We start from the raw sequence: 19785 nt of genomic DNA, 5'->3' as shown, positions 1-19785 counted from the left end.
GATCATACGATCACCGCCTATCCGACGGTGACCCCCGCGATACGCCAGCCGCCGTTCTCGCGCTCGAGCGTGACCGTCTCGACCGCCTCGGCCAAGTTGGCGAAGCGCGTCCGAAACTTCACCATTTGATAGCCGTGGGGCGGCGTCGGCACGCCCTGCTGGCTGACGAGGCTGCGGGACAGCATCGCGCCCAGCGGCACGCGTACCCGTTCGGAAGCTTTGGTCCAGACCTGTAGCGTGTTGAGCTCTTGAAACGATGGCGCAGTTGCGCGGTAACTCTCGTCCCACCGTGCCTGATCGAGCAGTGCGAGCCACCGCCGCGCCGTGGACACCACCTCAGCATCGGGGGTTTCTGCAGCGACCGATGAGCCCGGCGGGGTAGGCGCGTCTTGTGGCAACGCGACCAGCGCCAAGAGAGCGAGGGGTAACGTCATGAGCAAACCTCCGATGAGAAACCGGGGCTGGCGGTATGCCCGCCCCACGCCGACAATCGGCGCGGTTTCCTCATCTTTCGGCGCCGCGTCCGCGTCTTCCCCGATTCGGGTGTCCCCAACGCAATCGGGGTTCGGCGAGGTCCCTCCGGATTCGGCTTCGAGCAGCATCGGCGCCGCCTCGCGGCTGCTCGATACCGCCATCTTGCGTCGCGCGTCGCGCAAGCGCTCGTTGATCGTGTGAACCGAAAGACCGAGCAGCCGAGCGCTCGATTTCGCGTCATGGCCGCGCACGATCAGCCGAAGGGTCTGCTTCTCCTTCTCGCTGAGGCCCCAGAGACCGTCTTTGGTCGATGTGATCATCCCACCGGACTAGGTCGCGCGCCATACCGCGCCTACCCCGAAAAATTCGGGTAGGCGGCACCAACGGGGCTACGCGGCGCCTAGGCCGCGAACGCCTCCGCCGGCACCGAGTACAGCACGTCCGCTTTCGCCGTCGCCGCCGCCTTGAGGCCCATCGCCTCGGGGACGATCTGCGCGACATAGAAGGCGCAGGCCGCGCGCTTCATCGCCGAGAAGGCGTCGTCGCCGGTCGCAAGGCGCCCCGAACGCTCCATCAGCCAGCCGCAGGTCGCGACCGACAGCATCGTCAGGAACGGGTAGCTCGCCGCGAGCTTGTCGTCGGCGTCGAGCCCCGCCATGCCGCGCCCGATCTCGTCGCACGCGTCGATCAGCGCGATCAGCCCCGCATCCTGCGCCTCGGCGCGCATGTCGGCGATCAGCTGCGCGAACACCCCGCCATTGGCCATCGACAGCTTGCGCCCGACCAGATCGGCCGCCTGGATGCCGTTGGTGCCCTCGTAGATCGGCGTGATGCGCGCATCGCGGAAGAACTGCGCGGCGCCGGTCTCCTCGATATAGCCCATCCCGCCATGCACCTGGATGCCGAGGCTGGCGACTTCGTTGCCGAGATCGGTGCCGTGCGCCTTGGCCAGCGGGGTGAGGATCTCGAGCCGGTCCTGCGCGCCCGCTTCGCCGAGCGCCGCGCGATCGACCTGCGCCGCGGCGTAATAGACCAGCGCACGTGCCGCCTGCGTTTGCGCCTTCATCCGCAGCAGCATGCGGCGGACGTCGGGATGCTCGACGATCTTGACCGATTCCTTGCTGGCCGAACCGGCGCGCGCCGACTGGACGCGTTCGAGCGCATAGCCAACCGCCGCCTGCGTTGCGGCCTCGGCGACCTGGACGCCCTGTAGCCCGACATTGAGACGCGCATTGTTCATCATCGTGAACATGGCGCGAATCCCGCCGAACTCGCCGCCGATCAGCTCGCCGATGCAATCGTCATTGTCGCCGAAGCTCAGCACGCAGGTCGGCGAAGCGTGCAGGCCCATCTTGTGCTCGATCGAGACGACGCGGACGTCGTTGAAATCGCCCGGCGTGCCGTCGGCGTTGAGGCGATATTTCGGCACGAGGAACAGCGAGATCCCCTTGGTCCCCGCCGGTGCCCCCGGCGTCCGCGCGAGCACGAGGTGGACGATGTTGGGCGCCATGTCGTGATCGCCGAACGAGATGTAGATCTTGGTGCCCTTGATCGACCACTTGCCGTCGCCGAGCGGGGTCGCGGTCGAGCGCAGCGCGCCGACGTCGGAACCCGCCTGCGGCTCGGTCAGGTTCATCGTGCCGGTCCATTCGCCGGTCGCGAGGTGCGGCAGGTAGAGCGCCTGCTGCTCAGGGCTGCCGTGATGCGCGAGCGCCTCGATCGCGCCGACCGTCAGCGTCGGGGCGAGCGCGAAGCCCATGTTCGCGCTGCCCAGCGTATCGAGCACCGCGGTCTGGATCGCGAACGGCAGGCCCTGCCCGCCGAATTCTTCGGGAACGCCGATCGTGCCCCAGCCGCCTTCGACATAGTCGTGATACGCCTTCACGAAGCCGTCGGGCATCACCACACCTTCAGGCGTCCATTTCGCGCCGACCGTGTCGCCCGCGCGCAGCAGCGGCGCCCATTCGCCCGCGGCGAGTTGCCCAACGCCTTCGAGCACCGCATCGACGACATCGTCGCTCGCCGCGGCGAAGCGGTCGGTCGCGGCGAGATCGGCGATCCCGACGATGTGATCGAGCACGAAACGCTGGTCGGCGGTGGCGGGGGTGAACATGGCGGATCCTCTTACTCGGTGCCCCTTATCGGGGATGCTGCGCCGGGCTATAGCCCGCTCCGATGATCCCGCCAAACGCACCTTTTGCGACGCAGACCTTACCCTACGGCGAGGCCGCGATCGCCGCCGCCGCCGCGCTGATCCGCGCCGGACAGCCGGTCGCGATCCCGACCGAGACGGTCTACGGGCTCTCCGCCGACGCGACCGATTCGGCGGCGGTCGCGCGAATCTACGAAGCGAAAGGCCGGCCGAGCTTCAATCCGCTGATCGTGCACGTGCTCGATCTCGCGGCAGCCGAGCGGCTTGCGATGTTCGACCCCGTCGCGCGCGCGCTCGCCGAGGCGTTCTGGCCGGGACCGCTGACGCTCGTCCTGCCGCTGCGCGCGGGTGCGGGGATCGCCGCGGCGGTGACGGCGGGGCTGTCGACGATCGCGCTGCGCGTGCCGGCGCACCGCGCGATGCGCGCGTTGATCGCAGCGTCGGGCAAGCCGCTCGCGGCGCCTTCGGCCAATGCCAGCGGGGGGATCAGCCCGACGCGGGCGGGGCATGTGGTATCGAGCCTCGATGGGCGCATCGCGCTGGTGGTCGATGACGGTGCGACAGCGGCCGGACTGGAATCGACGATCGTCGCGACCGCTGGTGGGCTGAAGGTGCTGCGCCCGGGGCCGATCACGGCGGAAGCGCTATCCCCCTTCTCCTTCCCCGGCGAAGGCCGGGGCCCAAGCGAGGAGCACCGGCTATCAGGCACAGCGCACGATGCCGACATGCTCGCTACTGTGCCCCGGCCTTCGCCGGGGAAGGGGAAAACCATAACCGCGCCCGGCCAACTCGAGAGCCACTATGCGCCCAGCAAACCGCTCCGCCTCAACGCGACCAGCGGAGCGCCCGACGAATATCTGATCGGCTTCGGCGCGATCACCGGCACGATCACACTATCGCCGACCGCCGACCTCGCCGAAGCCGCGTCCAGGCTCTTTGCCGCGCTCCACGAAGCCGATGCGTCCTCATCGGCAAGAATCGCGATCGCACCCGTTCCCGCGCTTGGCATCGGCGTGGCGATCAACGATCGGTTGGCGCGCGCGGCGTATCGCGAATAGGTTCACGCGAAGATCGCGAAGGAAAGAAGGGCGCGAAGCAAGAAGGCTGCTTCGCCGGACCTCTTCGATCTTCGAGATCCTTCGCGACCTTCTTTCCTTCGCGCCCTTCGCGTGAAACCCTTTTTCGTCCCTTACAGCGCAGCCGCCGCCTTCGACCGCGCCGCGAAGCTCTTGCGCAGCTTGGCGAGCTTGGGCGGGATCACCGCAAGACAGTATGGATTGCCGCGGCCCTCGGTGTCCCAATAATCCTGATGATAGTCCTCGGCGGGATACCATTCGCTCATCGGCTCGATCGTCGTGACGATCGGCGCGGGCCAGTCGCCCGCCGCGCGCGCCATCGCCGCGACGACTTCGTCACGCTGCACATGGTCCGCCGGGAACACCGCCGAGCGATATTGCGTGCCGACATCGTTGCCCTGGCGGTTGAGCTGCGTCGGGTCGTGCGTTGCAAAGAACATGTCGAGGATCTCGCCATACGACACCTGGTCCTTGTCGAACGTCACGCGGATCGCCTCGGCATGGCCGGTGTCGCCACCGCACACCTGCTTGTAGGTCGGATCGGGCACGGTCCCGCCGATATAGCCGCTCTCGACCTTCTCGACGCCGATCACGTCCTTGAACACCGCCTCGGTGCACCAGAAACATCCGCCCGCCAGCGTTGCGACTTCGCTTGCCATTTTCGAATCCTTTATTGCTGGTTTCCTAGATAGGAACGCGGTGGCGCGGCGCAATCTCCACTGGTACGCCGCGACGCGACAAGGAGACGGCGATGCTCGACGGTGCGGTGATGGTGACGGGCGGGGCTGGCTATATCGGCAGCCACGCGGTGCTGGCGCTGCTCGACGCGGGGCACCAGGTCGTGGTGTTCGACAATCTCTCGACCGGGTTCGACTGGCTGGTCGATCGCCGCGCGACGCTGGTCCGCGGCGAGATCGAGGACGACGCGCTCGTCCGCGCCACGCTGCGCGATCACGCGGTGCGCGCGGTGATGCATTTCGCCGGGTCGATCATCGTCCCCGAATCGGTCGCCGACCCGCTCAAATATTATCGCAACAACACCGTCGCGAGCCGCGCGCTGCTCGAGAGCGCGGTGTTTTGCGGCGTAAGGCACTTCATCTTCTCCTCGACTGCCGCGACTTACGGTACACCCGAAAAGGTGCCGGTGGCCGAGGGCGACCCGACCGTGCCGATCAACCCGTACGGCATGTCGAAGCTGATGACCGAGGCGATGCTGCGCGACGTCGCCGCAGCCTATCCGATGAATTACGCGGTGCTGCGCTATTTCAACGTCGCCGGCGCCGATCCGCAGCAGCGCACCGGCCAGTCGACCGTCGGCGCGACGCATCTGATCAAGATCGCGGTCGAGGCGGCGCTCGGCAAGCGCGCGTCGGTTGGAGTCTACGGCACCGATTACGACACCCCCGACGGCACAGGGGTCCGCGACTATATCCATGTGAGCGATCTCGCCGCCGCGCATGTCGCCGCGCTCGACCTGCTCGTCGCCGAGCCGACGCGCAGCCACACGCTCAACGCCGGCTACGGCAAGGGCTTCTCGGTGCTCGAAGTGCTCGACGCGGTCGATCGCGTCACCAATATGCAGCTGACCCGCGTGATCGAGGGCCGCCGCGCGGGCGATGCCGGCGAACTCGTCGCCGACAATCGCGCGATCCTGGCGACGCTCGACTGGACGCCGCAGCGCGCCGATCTCGACGGTATCGTCCGCGATGCGCTGGCGTGGGAACGCAAACTGGGCGAGCGCAGGTAACTACCCCCCTCCCGCTTGCGGGAGGGGTCGGGGGTGGGCGCGCGCTTTCAACGTCAGCTGCCGTCGATAGCGCGAGCCCACCCCCAGCCCCTCCCGCAGGCGGGAGGGGAGTGCCCGACATCAAATCGTCTTGCTGATCCCGAACAGGAAGCCGCGCCGCGCGCCGAATTGCGGCGCGCCGACGCCGACCCCCGACCCGTCGCGGATCTCGTAGACGCGGTCGGCGACATTGAGCAGATCGAAGCGCAGCTCGATCCCCGGCGCCTTGAAATTGTGGCTCGCGGTCAGGTTGAACACCGCATAGGGCGTCAGCTTGCCGCCATTGGGCACATCGCCATCCTTGCGCAGCCCCGACCCGTAGATCATGCTCCCGCCAAGCTTGCTGCCCTGCAGGAAGCCCTGGTCGAAGCGATACGACGCGCCCGCCGAGCCGGTATAGGTCTGGTCGTGGTCGAGATAGATGTAGTTGCGCGCGATATAGGCGACGTCGCCCGGGTCGAAATTGAACTGCCCCGACGCAATCCCGAGCCCCTGCGCCTTGGCATAGGAGAAATTGGCATAAGCGAGCCAGGGTCCGTGCTGGTACGACACATTGCCCTCGATCCCGTCGATCCGTCCGCGCGCATAATTGAACGGCGTCAGGATGATCGGCGCGCCGAACTGGCCCTCGTCGACGAGGTTCTTCGATCGGCGATGATAGGCATCGATGCCGAGCGTGAAGCGGCCGATCTTCTGCTCGGCGCCGATGTCGAAATAATCCTGCCGCTCGGCAAAGGGAACGGTGGCGAGCGGGGTGTTCACACCGTCGTCGCCCGGCGCCTGCGCGCTGGTACCGCGGAACTTGAGCACGCTCGTCGTCGCGACGTTCGAGAAGGGCGCGGGCGAGAAATAGCGCGCATAGCCGGCATGGAGTGTCAGCCCTTTCGACGGCGTCAGCACGGCGTTGATCCGCGGCGAGAATTGCGATTCGGCGCGGAAGCCGTTGTAATGATCGAAGCGCCCGCCGAAATTGACGATCAGCGGATCGGCGATCTTCCATTCGTCCTGCAGATAGACGCTGTAGGTCATCTCGGTCGTCGCGCTGTTGTCGACGATCGTGATCGGCTGGCCAGTCTGCGCGCCGCTGGCATCCACCGGGAACACCTGCGCGCTGGTCTGCGAATTGCTGCGATCGCGCGATACGATCACGCCGGCGCGCAGCGTATGCGCGTCCGACGCCCGATAGACCCCCTCGAGCTGGCCGCCGAAGGTGAAGTCCTGCTTGAACGCCTTTTGTGCGATGCCGTTGAACAGCAATTCCCCCGTCACGTCGGGGGTGTAGCGCAGCGCCGAATAGCGCGCGAAGAGCGATGCCTGCAGCGTAACGGGGCCGGCATCGTGGAGCAGGCTGGCGAGGCCGAACGCGGTGCGCTCGCGCTGGCGTTCGTCGAGATCCTCGCTGCGGAAATCGGTGACCCCGCCGACATTGTAACCGTTGCTCGGGGTCAGCCCGCGCGGATTGGGGATCTGGAAGCTCTGGTCGGAATAGCCGCCCATGAACGAGACGCGGTTGTTCTCGTCGAGCGTATGATCGACATAGACGAAGCCCTGATACTGGTTCGTCTGATCATGCAACGGCGTCCGGCTGCCATCGACCGCCTCGATCCCGATATTGCTATGCTTGTAGCTGCCGGTGACGAAGTAATTGGTGTTGCCGCTCGATCCGCCATAATCGAAGCTCGGCTGGAAGGTGTCGTTGGTCCCGCCATAGAGCGACACCTGCCCGGCATTGGCGAAGCCGTTCTTGGTGGTGATGTCGATGATGCCAGCGGTGCGCAGGCCGTATTGCGCGGGGAGCGCGCCGGTGCGCAGATCGAAGCGCTCGACCAGACGCGGGCTCAGCGTCTGACCGAACACCGCGACGCCTTCGGGCAGGATCGTGCCGTTGATACGATATTGCAGATTGTTGTGGTCGTCGCGGACGTGGAATTGGCCGCCGCCGTCCTGCACCACGCCCGGCAACTGCAACAGGATCTGATTGAGCTGCTGATTCTCGCCGCCGGGCAGCGCTTTGATCGTCGCGGCGGTGATCGAATAGGTGGTCGCGCCGAGGCTCGGCTGGATCGAGGCGCGCGCCGCGTCGAGCCGGCCGGTGACGACGATGTCGGGGCCTGCCTTGGGTGCTTCGGGCGGAGTCTGGCCATCGGTGGCGATCGGCGCAGGGGCCGGCGCAGGGGCCGGCGCAGCGACCGGCGCCGGGGCAGGCGCGGCCTCGGGAGCGGCGAACGCGGCGACGGGCGCGATGCTAAGCAGGGCAGCGCTGGACAGGAGGGTGGCTCGGAGCATGCGGGAGGCGGCCTTTCAAACGTCGTTGTGCGGCGCAGTAGATGTTATGTGATATTATCACAAGGCCGTTTCATCGACTCCCGGAAACGAATCGGCCCTGTGTCGGGCTGGGTGGCCTCCCGAACCTTGCGCAACGATGAACGGTTCGGCCAATGCGGTCGTAGCGGCGGCTGCAGGCGTGGAACAGCGATCGCATGCGGGTCGCGCGCTCGACCCGTTCCCCTCAGCGCGCCCCGCGCCGATGCGCGACCCGCACGCGAAGCGCTGCGCCGAGCGCCCACCAGGCCACCGCCCACAACCCGCCGAAAGTCCAGCCCGCCAGCACGTCGCTCGGCCAATGCACGCCGAGATACACCCGGCTGAAGCCGATCGCCGCGACGAGCAGCAGGGCCGCGCCCAGTCCATAGCGGCGAACCGCGCGATGCTCGGTGATCTGCAGCAGCAGCAAGGCGAGCGTCAGATAGACGCAGGCGCTGTTCGCGGCATGGCCGCTGGGGAAGCTCGCGTCATAGGCCGCGACGAGATGATCGGTCACCGCCGGCCGCGTCCGCCCGATCAGCGCCTTGACCGCCGTCACCACCAGCGAACCGCTGATCGTGCCGCCGAGCACGAGTGCGAGCGTCAGCCAGTGCCGCTGGACGATCAACAGCCCTGCGGTCGCCGCGGCGACGAGCACCAACACGGTCGGGCCACCGAGCGCAGTGATGTCGAGGATGCTGCGCGTCAGCCAGGCGGGCCCGGGGGGCACGCCGTGTGCGACGCCGCCCCGCACCCAAAGCAGGATCGCGCGATCGAACCCGAATTGCAGCCCATGATCGATCAGCGCGCCCACGAGCATCAGGACCCCGCCCGCCAGCCCTAGCGCGGCGACCGCGAGGATCGTCCAGGGCGGGTGGCGGATATCGGCGGCGGGGGGCGGCATCGGGGCATCCTTGCATGCCGGTGGTGGGCCCAATGGGACTCGAACCCATGACCTACAGATTAAAAGTCCGTTGCTCTACCAACTGAGCTATGGGCCCACACCGCGCTCGCGTTAGGAGCGGTTGCCGGATGGGTCAACCCAGACGCTTAAGCTTGCGCAAGCGAGCGAGCAGCTGGCGCGGCGTCAAACCCGTCCGCGGGTCGCGCCAATCGGGCGCCACGACGCCTAACGGCGCGAGCACGAAATCGCGCTCGCGGAAGGCGAGATGCGGCACCGACAGCCCCTTCGACCGCCACGTCCCGCCCGACCACAAGACGATATCGAGATCGATCACCCGCGCGCCCCAGCGCGCGCCGCGCCGCCGCCCGAAATCACGCTCGATCCGCTTGAGCCGGGCAAGCATCTCGCTCGGCACGACCTCGCTCCCGACCAGCACGACTGTATTGGCGAAGCGCCGGATCGATGGCCCGAGCGGGGCACTGCTCAGGATCGGCGAGCGCGCCAGCACGCCGTCGAGCGCTGCGATCGCAGCGGTCACTTCAGCGGTGGGAGCGCCGTGTCGCCCAGAGCGGTTGGATCCGATTGCGATGGCATAGCAGGCGGGACAGGTTGAGTTGCTCACCCAAACCGGCCTATCGCATCGCGATGACCTTCGCACCCAGCCCGTTGCCCGAAACCGAACCTTCGCGAGATTGCCCGCTCTGCCCGCGCCTCGTCGCCTTGCGCGAGACGATGCGGGTCGAACATCCCGCCTGGTGGAACGCGCCGGTCCCCGCCTTCGGCGACCCGCAGGCTTGGCTCGGCATCGTCGGCCTCGCGCCCGGCCAGTTCGGCGCGAACCGCACCGGGCGGCCGTTCACGGGTGATCGCTCGGGGCCGCTCTTGTTCGACACGCTCGCCAAGTTCGGGCTCGCGACGGGCGACTATGAAGGCAAACCCGACGATACGCTCCAGCTCGAGGGTGTGATGATCGTCAACGCGGTCAAATGTCTCCCGCCCGAGAACAAGCCGACCCCCGAGGAAATCCGCACTTGCCGCCCCTTCCTCGAAGCGCAGGCCGACGCCGTTCCCACCGCGCGCGTGTTCATCGCGCTGGGTCAGGTCGCGCATCAGTCGGCGGTCAAGGTGCTCGGCGGGCGGCTGCCCAAATGCCGCTTCGCGCACGGCGCCGAGCATCGCATGCCCGACGGGCGTGTGCTGATCGATAGCTATCACTGCTCGAGCTACAACCAGAGCACCGGGCGGCTGACGGCGGAGATGTTCGAGGCGGTGTTCGCGCGCGCGGTCGAACTGCACGCCGCGGGCTGACCCGAGCGCGTCAGATATCCTGCACCAACCGCCCGTAGAGATCGGGGCGGCGGTCGCGGAAGAAGCCGAACGCCGCGCGGTGGCGCTTGACCCGGTCGAGATCGAGCGTCGCGGTGATCACGCCGGTTTCCTCGCGGCCGAGTTCCGCCAGGATATCGCCGCGCTCGTCGGTGATGAAGCTCGTGCCGTAGAAGGTCTGGCCCCCTTCTTCCCCATTGGGCTCGACGCCAATGCGGTTCGCGGCGACCACCGGCACGACGTTCGACACCGCATGCCCGACCATCGCGCGGCGCCACAGCCGCGCGGTGTCGAGCGAGGTGTCGTGCGGCTCGCTGCCGATCGCGGTCGGGTAGAACAGGATTTCCGCGCCCATCAGCATCAGCGCGCGCGCGGTCTCGGGATACCATTGATCCCAGCACACGCCGACGCCGAGCGTCGTTGCGTCAGGACCCGGCCACACCTTGAAGCCGGTATTGCCCGGGCGGAAATAGAATTTCTCCTCATAGCCCGGCCCGTCGGGGATGTGGCTCTTGCGATAGACCCCCATCACGCCGCCATCGGGGCCGATCATCGCGAGCGAATTGTAATGGTGCGGGCCGTCGGCCTCGAAGAAGCTGGTCGGGATATAGACGCCGAGCTCCCTGGCGAGGTCCTGCATCGCGAGCACCGCCTTGTGGACGCCAACCGGCTTGGCGTTGGCGAACAGCCCCTCGTCCTCGACCCGGCAGAAATATTCGCCCTCGAACAGTTCGGGCGGCAGGATCACCTGCGCGCCCTTGCCCGCGGCCTCGCGCACGAGGTCGGAGACATGGGCGATGTTCGCGTCCATATCGGCGGAGAAAGCGAGCTGCAGCGCGGCGACGGTGATTTCGGTCATGCGCCGCCATATCGGGCTTCTTGGCGACGATTCAAAGACACAAAGGGCAGTTGCGATGGATAGAGTGTTCGAGGCGATCGCGCAGAAGGTCGCGAGCTGGGCCGGCCGGCCGCCGGCGTTCGCCATCGCATTGGCGGTGGTGATCGTGTGGGGCGTGACCGGACCGCTGTTCCACTATTCGGATACGTGGCAGCTGGTGATCAACACCGGCACCACGGTCGTCACCTTCCTGATGGTGTTCCTCATCCAGAATGCACAGAACAGAGACGCGTCGGCGATGCAGGCCAAGCTCGACGAGATCATCCGCGCGACGAGCGATGCGCGCGACGCGTTCATCGGCATCGAGCACCTGACGCAGGACGAGCTCGAAAAGATCAAGCGCATGATCGAGAAGGAATGCGGCGAGGAATCGAGCGATCACAAGGCGATCGAGCGACTGATCGGGCGGCTGTAACCTCAATCCTCCCCCGCGCAGCGGGGGAGGGGGACCCTGAGCATTCAGCGAAGGGTGGAGGGGGCCTCTCCGCGAGTGGTCCGCTTGCGGCCCCCTCCACCACCAGCCTGAAGAAGGCTGGCGGTCCCCCTCCCCCGGTTCCCGGGGGAGGATTGAGAAGGTCAGCTCTTAGGCAGCGCCCAGGCGATCACCTGATCGCCGATCGGCGTCTTCATGAAGTGATGCCCGCCGGTCATCAGCACGACATATTCGCGGCCGTTCTGTTCGTAGACCATCGGCGTCGCCTGCCCGCCCGCGGGGAGCGCGACCTGCCACAGGATCTTGCCGGTCTTGAGGTCGATCGCCTTGAACAGATCGTCGGTCGCCGCCGCGACGAAGATGATCCCGCCCGCGGTCACGATCGAACCGCCATTGTTGGGCGTGCCGATCGTGAAGGGCAGGTAGCTCGGAATGCCGAACGGCCCGTTCTTGCGCGCCGAGCCGAACGGACGATCCCAGATCGTCTTGCCCGTCGCCAAGTCGATCGCGCGGATCCCGCCATAGGGCGGCTGCTTGCACAGCATCCCGGTGAACGGCATCTGCCACCCGGCATTGACGTCGACCGCATAAGGCGTCCCCGCCTGCGGATCGCCCGCGCCCTCGGCGTGCGGCTTGTCGCCACGGCTGGCGTTGCCGCCCTGGTCCTGCTTGGCCATGTCGGCCTTCTGCTCGCGCGTGAACCAACCCTTCTGGTCGGCGATCTTGCGCGGGACGAGCCGGACGTAATTGGGCATGTCGTTGTAATTGGCGACGATCACGCCGCGCATCGGATCGACCGCGACACTGCCCCAGTCGGTCCCGCCATTATAACCGGGATATTCGATCGAATGCCGGTCGACCTCGGGCGGGGTGTAGAAACCCTTGTAGCTCGCCCGGCGGAAGTTGATGCGGCAGATCATCTGGTCGATCGGCGACATGCCCCACATGTCCGATTCGGTCAGCACGCCCTTGCGCAGCGTCTGCCACAGCGAGACGATCTGCGTCGGCGAGCGCTGGTCGGGTTCGATCCCGCCGTCCGGCGCCTTGATCGTGCCGACCGGAGTCAGCGCCTTGCCCGTCGCGCGGTCGAGCACATACATGTCGCCCTGCTTCGACGAGACGAGCAGCGCCGGCGTGCCCTTATAGTCGATCAGCGAGGGCTGGCTGCCGAAGTCGTAATCCCACGCATCCTTCTTGACCGCCTGGAAATGCCAGCGCGGCTTGCCCGTCGTCACGTCGAGCGCGACGATCGAGGTGGCAAAATCGTTCTCGGGCTTGGTGCGCAGCGAGCTCCAATAATCGACCGTCGAATTGCCCATCGGCAGGAAGACCAGCCCGAGCTTCTCGTCGCCGCTCGCCATCGTCCACATGTTGGGCGTGCCGCGCGCCCATTCCTGCCCCGCGGGCGGATAGCCGGTCCATTCGGGATGTTTCATGTCCCAGGCGAAGCGCAATTTGCCGGTGACCGCGTCGAAGCCCTGGATCACGCCCGACGGCTCGTAGCGTTCCTGTCCGTCGGTGGTCTGATGCCCGGTGACCGCGATGCCGCGGAAGATGACCGGCGGCGAGTTTATCGAAACGAGGCCCGGGAAGACATGGCCCATGCCGATCTTGGCGTCGACCTGGCCGTTGGCGCCGAAATCGGCGCACGGCTTGCCGGTCCTGGCGTCGACCTCGATCAGCCGCGCGTCGAGCGTGCCCTCGAGGATGCGCGTCGCGCACACCGCGTCGGGCTTGGCGCCCGGTACGGCATAATAGGTCACGCCGCGACAGGCGGCGGTATAGGGAATCCACGCGTTGGCGACCTTCGGGTCGAAGCGCCAATTCTCCTTGCCGGTCGCCGCGTCCATCGAGATCATGATGTTCTTGGCCGAGCACAGATAGAGCGAATTGCCGATCTTGAGCGGCGTCGTCTCGGCGCCATATTGCGCGGCGGCGGCGGCATCGCTCGGCATGTCGCCGGTATGGCTGAGCCACACCTGCTTGAGGTCGCCGACATTGCTGGCGTTGATCTGCGTCAGCGGCGAATAGCGGCGCGCGGCGCCGGTGCCGCCATAGACCGGCCAGTCGGCGCCGGTCGACACGCCCGACGGATCGCCCATCCCGGTCGAGGTCTGCGCCGGCAGCGCGGCGATCGCGACGTCGCGCGTGCCGAGCACGGTGAACAGGAGCACGGTCGCGACGACGACGCCGGCAATCGCACCGCCCGCCAGCCGCCAGCGCTGGCGCGTGGCGGTCAGCGTCGGCATGACGAGCAGCGTCGCGATCAGCAGCACGATCGGCGCGATGATCCGCGGGACCAGCGCCCAGACGAGGTTGCTGGTCGAATCGGCAAACGCCCACGGCACGGTCAGCGCGACCACCGCGATATAGAGATAGGCCCCGGTAACGCGGCCGCGGACGAGCAGCACCCCCGACACCAGCATCGCGACGCCGGCGAGCAGATAATAGGGCGATCCGCCGATCGCGACGAGCCAGACCCCGCCGATGGTGAGGACGAGCCCGATCGCCGCGATGACCAGCCCCAGAAGGATCGCCGGCCAGCTTCGCCATTCGCTCATGCGCATTTCCCTTTGCCGCGGCCATCGGCGCGCAGAATCATGCGCTTAGCCACTAGCCTGCCAACAGGTCGCAGCCGACCGGGTTCCGTAACCTTTAGGCAACGGAGCGTTTCTAATTTGGATTAGCTTCGGCTCCGCGGAACGCGACCGCCCGCATCTCCCCGATCGCGCCTCGCCGATCAGGCGGGCACTTGCTGCGAGATGCAATGGAAGCTGCCGCCGCCGGTCAGGATCGCATCGGCGCGCAAGCCCACCGCGGTGCGCCCCGGGAACAGCGCCTGCACCGCCGCGACCGCCGATTCGTCATTGGGTGCGCCGTAGAGCGGCACCACGACAGCGGCATTGCCGATGTAGAAGTTCATATAGCTCGCCGGGACGATCTCCTCGTCGCGCAGCACGCGGCCAGGCGACGGGATCCGCACCACCGTGACCCCCGCCATCGCTTCGGCGGCGCTCGCGGCATGCTGATAGACCAGCCAATTGGGGTCGTTCTCGGCCGCCTGCGGGATCGCCAGCACGCCCGGCGCGACGAAGCGCGCGAGATTGTCGACATGCCCGTCGGTATGATCGTGCATCAGCCCATCACCGAGCCACAGGATCTGGTCGAAGCCGAGATCGTCGTGCAGCCGCTGCTCGATCTCGGCCTTGCTGAGCGCCGGGTTGCGATTGGCGTTGAGCAGGCATTGCTCGGTCGTGACGACCAGCCCGGTGCCGTCGCCGTCGATCGCCCCACCCTCGAGCACCCAGTCGCAGCGCTCGACCGGCAGCAGCTTGCTCGCCGCGAGCCGCAGCCCGACATCGTCGTCGCCGGGCAGATCGTATTTGCCGCCCCAGCCGTTGAAGCGGAACGCACGCGCGCTGTGGTCCGACAGCACGATCGGCCCGGTGTCGCGCAGCCAGATATCGCCGAACGGCTCGACCACGATCTCGGCGAAATCGCCCGCCAGGTCGCGCGCCGCGTCCGCCGCATCCTCATCGGCGACGACGAAGATGACCTGCTCGCCGCGCCCCTCGGCATGCACCGCGCGCCCGAACGCCGCGACTTCGTCGCGCGCGGTATCGAGATCGTCCTCCCACAGCTCGGGATGGCTCGGAAACCCGATCCACACCGCGGCATGCGGTGCCCATTCCGCGGGCGGCAGCAGCTTCGACATCTTTTACTTCCCTGCGCGAGCCTTGTCGCGAATGGCGCGGAATTCCGCGGTCTTGTACCAATTGGGCCAGTCGCTGCCGTCGGCCAGCTGGCGCCCCAACCCGTAATAGAGCTGGAGATCCTCGACCGCGCCCGACCAATCCCAGGCCGCATTATATTCGTCCTGCGGCTTGTGATAGCGGTTTTGGATATAATCGAGCGTCGCGGCATGCCCCGCCGCGGTCCCGCCGACACGCAGGTCCTCGCCCGCACCGCCATCGAACATCGGCACGCCCAATTTGGCGAAGCTGAAATGGTCCGAGCGATAATAGCCGCCGCGCTCCGGATTGGGCTCTGGCGTGATCACGCGCCCCTCGCCTTCGACCAGCGCCTTCATGCGATCCTCGAGCTCCGACTTGCCCGCACCAGTGATGACGAAATCCTTGGCGCGGCCGTTGACGCTCAGCACGTCCATGTTCACGCCGCCGACCGTGTCGGCAAGCGGATAGACCGGATGCTCAGCGTAATAGCGCGAGCCGAGCAGTCCGCATTCCTCGCACGTCACCGACAGGAAGACGAGCGAACGCCGCGCCGGCCCCGCCTTGGCGTTGGCCTCGGCGAGCGCGACGAGTCCCGCAACCCCGCTCGCATTGTCGAGCGCGCCGTTGCAAATGGCGTCGCCCTTGACTGCGTCGCAATGACCGAGATGATCCCAATGCGCGGTGAAGAGGACATAGTCCTTCGGCGCCGTCGTGCCCGGCAGGATGCCGATCACGTTCTTCGACGCCTGCCGCTTGATCGTGTTGGTGAACGAAACCGAGGCAGTGACGCCGAGCGGAACGGCCTTGAAGCCCTTGACCTTGGCGGCCGCGCTGAGTGCGTCGAAATCCTTGCCCGCGCTCGCGAACAGTTCCTTGGCCTTGGGCAATTGCATCCAGCCGACCGCTTGGCTCTGGTCGGCATGGTCGCCTTGCTCGTCGAGCTCGAGTTGCGGCCCGGTCCAGCTCGACTGCACCACGCCCCAGCCATAGGCCGCGGGCTCGGTATCGTGGACGATGATCGCCGCGGTCGCGCCGTGGCGCGCGGCTTCCTCGAACTTGTAGGTCCAGCGGCCGTAATAGGTCATCGCCTTGCCCTCGAAGAGCCCTTCGCGCGCCTGGGTCTGCCAGTCGGGATCGTTGACCAGGATGACGACGGTCTTGCCGTGGACGTCGATGCCGGCGTAATCGTCCCACCCGCGCTCGGGCGCGGTGATGCCGTAGCCGACGAACACGACGGGCGAGTCCTTGATCGCGATGGTCGGCGTCACGCGGTAGCTCGCCAGCACCATGTCGTCGCGATATTGCAGCGCGACCGGAGTCTTGCCGCCACTGAAGGTCATCGGCGTCACGGCGTGCGCGGTCAGCTCGACCAGCGGGACGGCCTGGAACCAGCTGCCATTGTTGCCCGGCTTGAGCCCCGCCGCCTTGAAGCGCTCGACGATATAGTCGGTCGCCTTGGTCTCGCCGGGCGTCACCGGCTTGCGGCCCTCGAACGCGTCGGACGACAGCGTCTTGGTGACCTGCTTGAGCGTCTCGACCGAGATCGCAGGGCCACGCGGCGCGGTCTGCGCGATCGCGCCGCTGGTCAGGCCCGCGACCCCCAGCATCGCGGTGAAAATCGGCACAACGCGCATCGGCACAGATCCCTCTTTAGCTAAGGACACCGTTCTGGCAGCCGCATCGCGAGCGCGCAACCTGGACACCATCGATCCCATTGCATCGCACGAAAACGTCGGTAGCATCCTCTGCGGGGGGGATTTTTATGAAAAGAGCCAAGTTTGTGGTGGCGCTCGCCGCCTGTTTCAGCGGGCCGCTGTTCGCTGCCGATACGGTGGCGCCCGTTCACAGCGACGCTGCGACGCGGTTCGGAGCGCGCCAGGATATCCAGCAAATCAGCCTTTCGCCCGATGGCTCGACAATTTCCTATATCGCCGCGATCAAGGGGAGAGGCGCCGCACTCGTCATCGTCTCGCTCGCCGATGGAGTGCCCAAGCCGATCCTGTCGTCGAGCGGCGATCCCGACCGCCTGACGCGGTGCAACTGGTCGAGCGACACGCGCCTCGTCTGTGGCATCTACATGATCCTCGAGACCGAGCGCGGGCATGACGGCTACACGCGCCTGATATCGATCGACAAGGACGGAAAGAACCTCAAGGTGCTGAGCGCGCGCTCTAACGCCCGCGCGCTCGGTGTGGCGTTCGGTGGCGGCGCGGTGATCGACTGGAGCGGCGGTGCCCCGGGACCGTCCTGGTAACGCGGAGCTACATCCCCGAAGCGGGCACCGGTACGCTGCTCGCCGACGGCCGCGAGGGGCTGGGCATCGATCGGATCGACACGACGACGCTACGCCGCACGACCGTCGAATCGCCGAACGCCGAAGCCGCCGAGTTCATCTCCGACGGCCATGGCGCGGTCCGGGTGATGGGGATCCGGCCACGGCTCCATTCGGGCTATGACGGCGACACGATCAGCTATCGCTATCGCAAGGCGGACAGCCACGATTGGCTGCCGCTCGGAACGCTCAAGTTCACCGGAAGCAAGACCACCGGATTCAACCCCTATGCGGTCGATCGTGATCGCAACCTGGTCTACGGGTTCGACGCCAAGGACGGGCGCCAGGCGCTGTACGCGATCGCGCTCGACGGCAGCCTGACCAAGACGCTCGTGCTCGATCACCCCGACGTCGATGTCGACGATTTGATCCGGATCGGGCGGCAGAATCGCGTGGTCGGCGCGAGCTTCGTCACCGACAAGCGCCAGAGCGCGTTCTTCGACCCCACGCTCAAGGCGCTCGCCGCGTCGCTGTCGCGCGCGCTGCCGGGCCTGCCGCTCGTCACCTTCGTCGACGCCAGCGCCGACGAGAGCAAATTGCTGCTGTTCGCGGGCAGCGATGTCGACCCCGGGCATTTCTACTTGTACGACAAAGCCACTCGCCATCTGGGTGAAGTCCTCCCCGCGCGCGGCGCGCTCGCCACGACGACGCTGGCGCAGGTCAAGCCGATCACCTTCACGGCCACCGACGGAACACAGATCCCGGCCTATCTCACGCTGCCGCCGGGCAGCGACGGCAAGGGGCTGCCGACGATCGTGATGCCGCACGGCGGTCCCGAAGCGCGCGACGAATGGGGTTTCGACTGGCTCTCGCAATTCTTCGCCAATCGCGGCTACGCCGTGCTGCAACCCAATTTCCGCGGATCGACCGGTTACGGCGAAGCGTGGTTCAAGGACAATGGCTACAAATCGTGGCGCGTCGCGATCGGCGACGTCAACGATGGCGGACGCTGGCTGGTCAAGCAGGGGATCGCCGACCCGGCCAGACTGGCGATCGTCGGCTGGTCCTACGGCGGCTATGCCGCGCTGCAATCAGCGGTGCTCGATCCGGCGCTGTTCAAGGCGATCGTCGCGGTCGCTCCCGTCACCGATCTCGAGACGCGGCGGCAGGAACGGCACGACTATACCGACTTTGCCGAAGAGGATGCGCGCATCGGCAAGGGCCCGCACGTCCGCGAGGGCTCGCCAGCGCAGAACGCCGCGCGGATCACCGCGCCGGTGCTGCTGTTCCACGGCGACCGCGACCAGAATGTCGGCGTCGGCGAATCACGGCTGATGGCGTCGCGGCTGCGCGCGGCGGGCAAGCAGGTCGACTATGTCGAGTTTCATGGGCTCGATCACCAGCTCGACGACAGCGACGCGCGGCCGCAATTGCTCGACAAGGCCGATGCCTTCCTTCGGACGGCGCTGAAGCTGCCGGCCAAATAACGAAAAGGGCGGCCCGTTGCGGGGCCGCCCTTCTTGGTTCGGATCGCGCCGTGGCGAAGCCACGTCGTCGGACGGTGCCGTGGCACCGCCGGCCGAGCCGCTGAGTGTGGCTGGCTCCAGCTGCGCTGGAGCCTTGCCTCAGCGGCTGTAGAACTCGACCACCAGGTTCGGTTCCATCTTCACCGGATACGGCACTTCGTCGAGCGCCGGAACGCGCGTGAAGGTGACCTTCGCCGCGCCATCGGGAGCGACATAATCGGGGATTTCGCGCTCGGCGAGCTGCTGCGCTTCGAGCACCAGCGCCATTTCCTTGGCCTTGGTGCCGAGCGTGATCTCGTCACCGACGAAGCAGCGACGCGACGCGATGTTGCACTTCACGCCGTTGACGCGGACATGGCCGTGCGAAACGAGCTGACGCGCCGCCCAGACGGTCGGTGCGAACTTGGCGCGATAGACGATCATGTCGAGACGCTGCTCGAGCAGGCCGATCAAATTCTGGCCGGTGTCGCCCTTCATGCGCGCGGCTTCGGTGTAGCAGGCGCGGAACTGCTTCTCGGTCACGTCGCCATAATAGCCCTTGAGCTTCTGCTTGGCGCGCAGCTGGATGCCGAAGTCCGAGACCTTGCCCTTGCGGCGCTGGCCGTGCTGGCCAGGGCCGTATTCACGCTTGTTGACCGGCGACTTGGGACGACCCCAGATGTTCTCGCCCATCCGGCGATCGAGCTTGTACTTTGCGCTTGAACGCTTCGACATGTGATATTCCTTGGCAAGTGCTTCGTGACAAGACCGCCTGCCGGGGCAGGAGATCGATACCCGGTATCGCTCTATCCGGATCTGTAAGGATCGAGGCAGGGCCACCGCTTCACCGGGGTGCGGGGCCATTTGCGAAGGTGGGCGCCTAGCCGTGCGGGCGCCGCGAGTCAAGCTGGACAGGCGCGG

General features: G+C 66.8%; 17 protein-coding genes and 1 tRNA gene. 6 read left to right on the top strand and 12 right to left on the bottom strand.

The genetic code is table 11. From position 1 onward, the window contains the following. Positions 1-17 precede the first annotated feature (17 nt). Complete coding sequence (locus RH90_RS05930) at positions 18-794, bottom strand: helix-turn-helix domain-containing protein (RefSeq protein WP_010184490.1); 777 nt, start codon at positions 792-794, stop codon at positions 18-20. 80 nt (positions 795-874) lie between these two features. Next, the gene (locus RH90_RS05925) at positions 875-2587 is read right to left on the bottom strand and encodes an acyl-CoA dehydrogenase (RefSeq protein ID WP_010184489.1); all 1713 of its coding nucleotides are present in this window, start codon (positions 2585-2587) and stop codon (positions 875-877) included. A gap of 62 nt (positions 2588-2649) precedes the next feature. Here RH90_RS05925 and RH90_RS05920 point away from each other — a divergent pair, with 62 nt between their 5' ends. Further along, a complete protein-coding gene (locus tag RH90_RS05920) occupies positions 2650-3684 on the top strand; it encodes an L-threonylcarbamoyladenylate synthase (RefSeq protein ID WP_010184488.1) in 1035 nt (344 codons plus the stop codon). A gap of 131 nt (positions 3685-3815) precedes the next feature. On the opposite strand, the gene msrA is transcribed toward RH90_RS05920, so the two are convergent. Then, positions 3816-4361 carry a peptide-methionine (S)-S-oxide reductase MsrA gene (msrA, locus tag RH90_RS05915; RefSeq protein WP_010184487.1) on the bottom strand — a complete coding sequence of 182 codons (546 nt, stop codon included), beginning with the start codon at positions 4359-4361 and terminating at the stop codon, positions 3816-3818. A gap of 92 nt (positions 4362-4453) precedes the next feature. On the opposite strand from msrA, the gene galE reads away from it, so the two are divergent. Further along, a complete protein-coding gene (galE, locus tag RH90_RS05910) occupies positions 4454-5449 on the top strand; it encodes a UDP-glucose 4-epimerase GalE (protein WP_010184485.1) in 996 nt (331 codons plus the stop codon). A gap of 120 nt (positions 5450-5569) precedes the next feature. Here the strand turns inward: galE and RH90_RS05905 are convergent, their stop codons facing one another. The 4 genes from RH90_RS05905 to folK all read right to left on the bottom strand — a co-directional run bounded on the left by RH90_RS05905 (position 5570) and on the right by folK (position 9285). Beyond that, on the bottom strand, positions 5570-7774 hold the full coding sequence (locus tag RH90_RS05905; RefSeq protein ID WP_010184484.1) for a TonB-dependent receptor: 2205 nt from the start codon (positions 7772-7774) through the stop codon (positions 5570-5572). Positions 7775-7997: 223 nt separating this feature from the next. Continuing rightward, positions 7998-8696, bottom strand: a complete 699-nt coding sequence (locus tag RH90_RS05900) for a phosphatase PAP2 family protein (RefSeq protein ID WP_010184482.1) — start codon at positions 8694-8696, stop codon at positions 7998-8000. A gap of 21 nt (positions 8697-8717) precedes the next feature. Continuing rightward, positions 8718-8793, bottom strand: a tRNA-Lys gene (locus RH90_RS05895). A 36-nt stretch (positions 8794-8829) separates the two neighbouring features. Beyond that, positions 8830-9285: a 2-amino-4-hydroxy-6-hydroxymethyldihydropteridine diphosphokinase gene (folK, locus tag RH90_RS05890; RefSeq protein ID WP_442852468.1), complete on the bottom strand. Its 456-nt coding sequence runs from the start codon at positions 9283-9285 to the stop codon at positions 8830-8832. A gap of 56 nt (positions 9286-9341) precedes the next feature. On the opposite strand from folK, the gene RH90_RS05885 reads away from it, so the two are divergent. Then, positions 9342-10004 (top strand): uracil-DNA glycosylase, encoded by a 663-nt coding sequence (locus RH90_RS05885; RefSeq protein WP_010184478.1) that lies wholly within the window; start codon positions 9342-9344, stop codon positions 10002-10004. A 10-nt stretch (positions 10005-10014) separates the two neighbouring features. Here the strand turns inward: RH90_RS05885 and aguB are convergent, their stop codons facing one another. Further along, on the bottom strand, positions 10015-10881 hold the full coding sequence (gene aguB, locus RH90_RS05880; protein ID WP_010184477.1) for an N-carbamoylputrescine amidase: 867 nt from the start codon (positions 10879-10881) through the stop codon (positions 10015-10017). A 55-nt stretch (positions 10882-10936) separates the two neighbouring features. Between aguB and RH90_RS05875 the strand changes: the two genes are divergently transcribed. Further along, a complete protein-coding gene (locus tag RH90_RS05875) occupies positions 10937-11335 on the top strand; it encodes a low affinity iron permease family protein (RefSeq protein WP_029625073.1) in 399 nt (132 codons plus the stop codon). A gap of 161 nt (positions 11336-11496) precedes the next feature. Here the strand turns inward: RH90_RS05875 and RH90_RS05870 are convergent, their stop codons facing one another. From RH90_RS05870 to RH90_RS05860, 3 genes are all read right to left on the bottom strand, one after another. Then, positions 11497-13914 (bottom strand): membrane-bound PQQ-dependent dehydrogenase, glucose/quinate/shikimate family, encoded by a 2418-nt coding sequence (locus tag RH90_RS05870; RefSeq protein ID WP_010184474.1) that lies wholly within the window; start codon positions 13912-13914, stop codon positions 11497-11499. Positions 13915-14093: 179 nt separating this feature from the next. After that, a complete protein-coding gene (locus tag RH90_RS05865) occupies positions 14094-15068 on the bottom strand; it encodes an agmatine deiminase family protein (RefSeq protein WP_010184472.1) in 975 nt (324 codons plus the stop codon). A gap of 3 nt (positions 15069-15071) precedes the next feature. Beyond that, complete coding sequence (locus tag RH90_RS05860) at positions 15072-16721, bottom strand: M28 family peptidase (RefSeq protein ID WP_010184471.1); 1650 nt, start codon at positions 16719-16721, stop codon at positions 15072-15074. 128 nt (positions 16722-16849) lie between these two features. Here RH90_RS05860 and RH90_RS24690 point away from each other — a divergent pair, with 128 nt between their 5' ends. Together RH90_RS24690 and RH90_RS05855 are read left to right on the top strand one after the other, a co-directional pair. After that, positions 16850-17341, top strand: coding sequence for a hypothetical protein (locus RH90_RS24690; RefSeq protein ID WP_332306560.1), 492 nt, complete (start codon positions 16850-16852; stop codon positions 17339-17341). Positions 17342-17508: 167 nt separating this feature from the next. Next, complete coding sequence (locus RH90_RS05855) at positions 17509-18846, top strand: alpha/beta hydrolase family protein (protein ID WP_332306559.1); 1338 nt, start codon at positions 17509-17511, stop codon at positions 18844-18846. Between the two features lie 138 nt (positions 18847-18984). Here RH90_RS05855 and rpsD read toward each other — a convergent pair whose 3' ends face one another. Then, positions 18985-19599 (bottom strand): 30S ribosomal protein S4, encoded by a 615-nt coding sequence (rpsD, locus tag RH90_RS05850; RefSeq protein ID WP_010184468.1) that lies wholly within the window; start codon positions 19597-19599, stop codon positions 18985-18987. Positions 19600-19785 lie beyond the last annotated feature (186 nt).

Origin of the sequence: Sphingomonas sp. PAMC 26605 (assembly GCF_000241485.1) — a bacterium.
Classification (GTDB): Bacteria; Pseudomonadota; Alphaproteobacteria; order Sphingomonadales; family Sphingomonadaceae; genus Sphingomonas.
Note: the sequence above shows the minus strand (reverse complement) of the source record. Positions and strands in the feature narration are given on the sequence as shown.

Coding starts and splice junctions, on each gene's coding strand:
- RH90_RS05920 (WP_010184488.1), top strand. CDS start 2,650: ATGATCCCGCCAAACGCACCTTTTGCGACGCAGACCTTACCCTACGGC.
- galE (WP_010184485.1), top strand. CDS start 4,454: ATGCTCGACGGTGCGGTGATGGTGACGGGCGGGGCTGGCTATATCGGC.
- RH90_RS24690 (WP_332306560.1), top strand. CDS start 16,850: ATGAAAAGAGCCAAGTTTGTGGTGGCGCTCGCCGCCTGTTTCAGCGGG.
- RH90_RS05905 (WP_010184484.1), bottom strand. CDS start 7,774: ATGCTCCGAGCCACCCTCCTGTCCAGCGCTGCCCTGCTTAGCATCGCG.
- RH90_RS05900 (WP_010184482.1), bottom strand. CDS start 8,696: ATGCCGCCCCCCGCCGCCGATATCCGCCACCCGCCCTGGACGATCCTC.
- RH90_RS05875 (WP_029625073.1), top strand. CDS start 10,937: ATGGATAGAGTGTTCGAGGCGATCGCGCAGAAGGTCGCGAGCTGGGCC.
- rpsD (WP_010184468.1), bottom strand. CDS start 19,599: ATGTCGAAGCGTTCAAGCGCAAAGTACAAGCTCGATCGCCGGATGGGC.
- RH90_RS05870 (WP_010184474.1), bottom strand. CDS start 13,914: ATGAGCGAATGGCGAAGCTGGCCGGCGATCCTTCTGGGGCTGGTCATC.
- RH90_RS05865 (WP_010184472.1), bottom strand. CDS start 15,068: ATGTCGAAGCTGCTGCCGCCCGCGGAATGGGCACCGCATGCCGCGGTG.
- RH90_RS05860 (WP_010184471.1), bottom strand. CDS start 16,721: ATGCGCGTTGTGCCGATTTTCACCGCGATGCTGGGGGTCGCGGGCCTG.
- RH90_RS05855 (WP_332306559.1), top strand. CDS start 17,509: ATGGGGATCCGGCCACGGCTCCATTCGGGCTATGACGGCGACACGATC.
- msrA (WP_010184487.1), bottom strand. CDS start 4,361: ATGGCAAGCGAAGTCGCAACGCTGGCGGGCGGATGTTTCTGGTGCACC.
- RH90_RS05885 (WP_010184478.1), top strand. CDS start 9,342: ATGACCTTCGCACCCAGCCCGTTGCCCGAAACCGAACCTTCGCGAGAT.
- aguB (WP_010184477.1), bottom strand. CDS start 10,881: ATGACCGAAATCACCGTCGCCGCGCTGCAGCTCGCTTTCTCCGCCGAT.
- RH90_RS05930 (WP_010184490.1), bottom strand. CDS start 794: ATGATCACATCGACCAAAGACGGTCTCTGGGGCCTCAGCGAGAAGGAG.
- RH90_RS05925 (WP_010184489.1), bottom strand. CDS start 2,587: ATGTTCACCCCCGCCACCGCCGACCAGCGTTTCGTGCTCGATCACATC.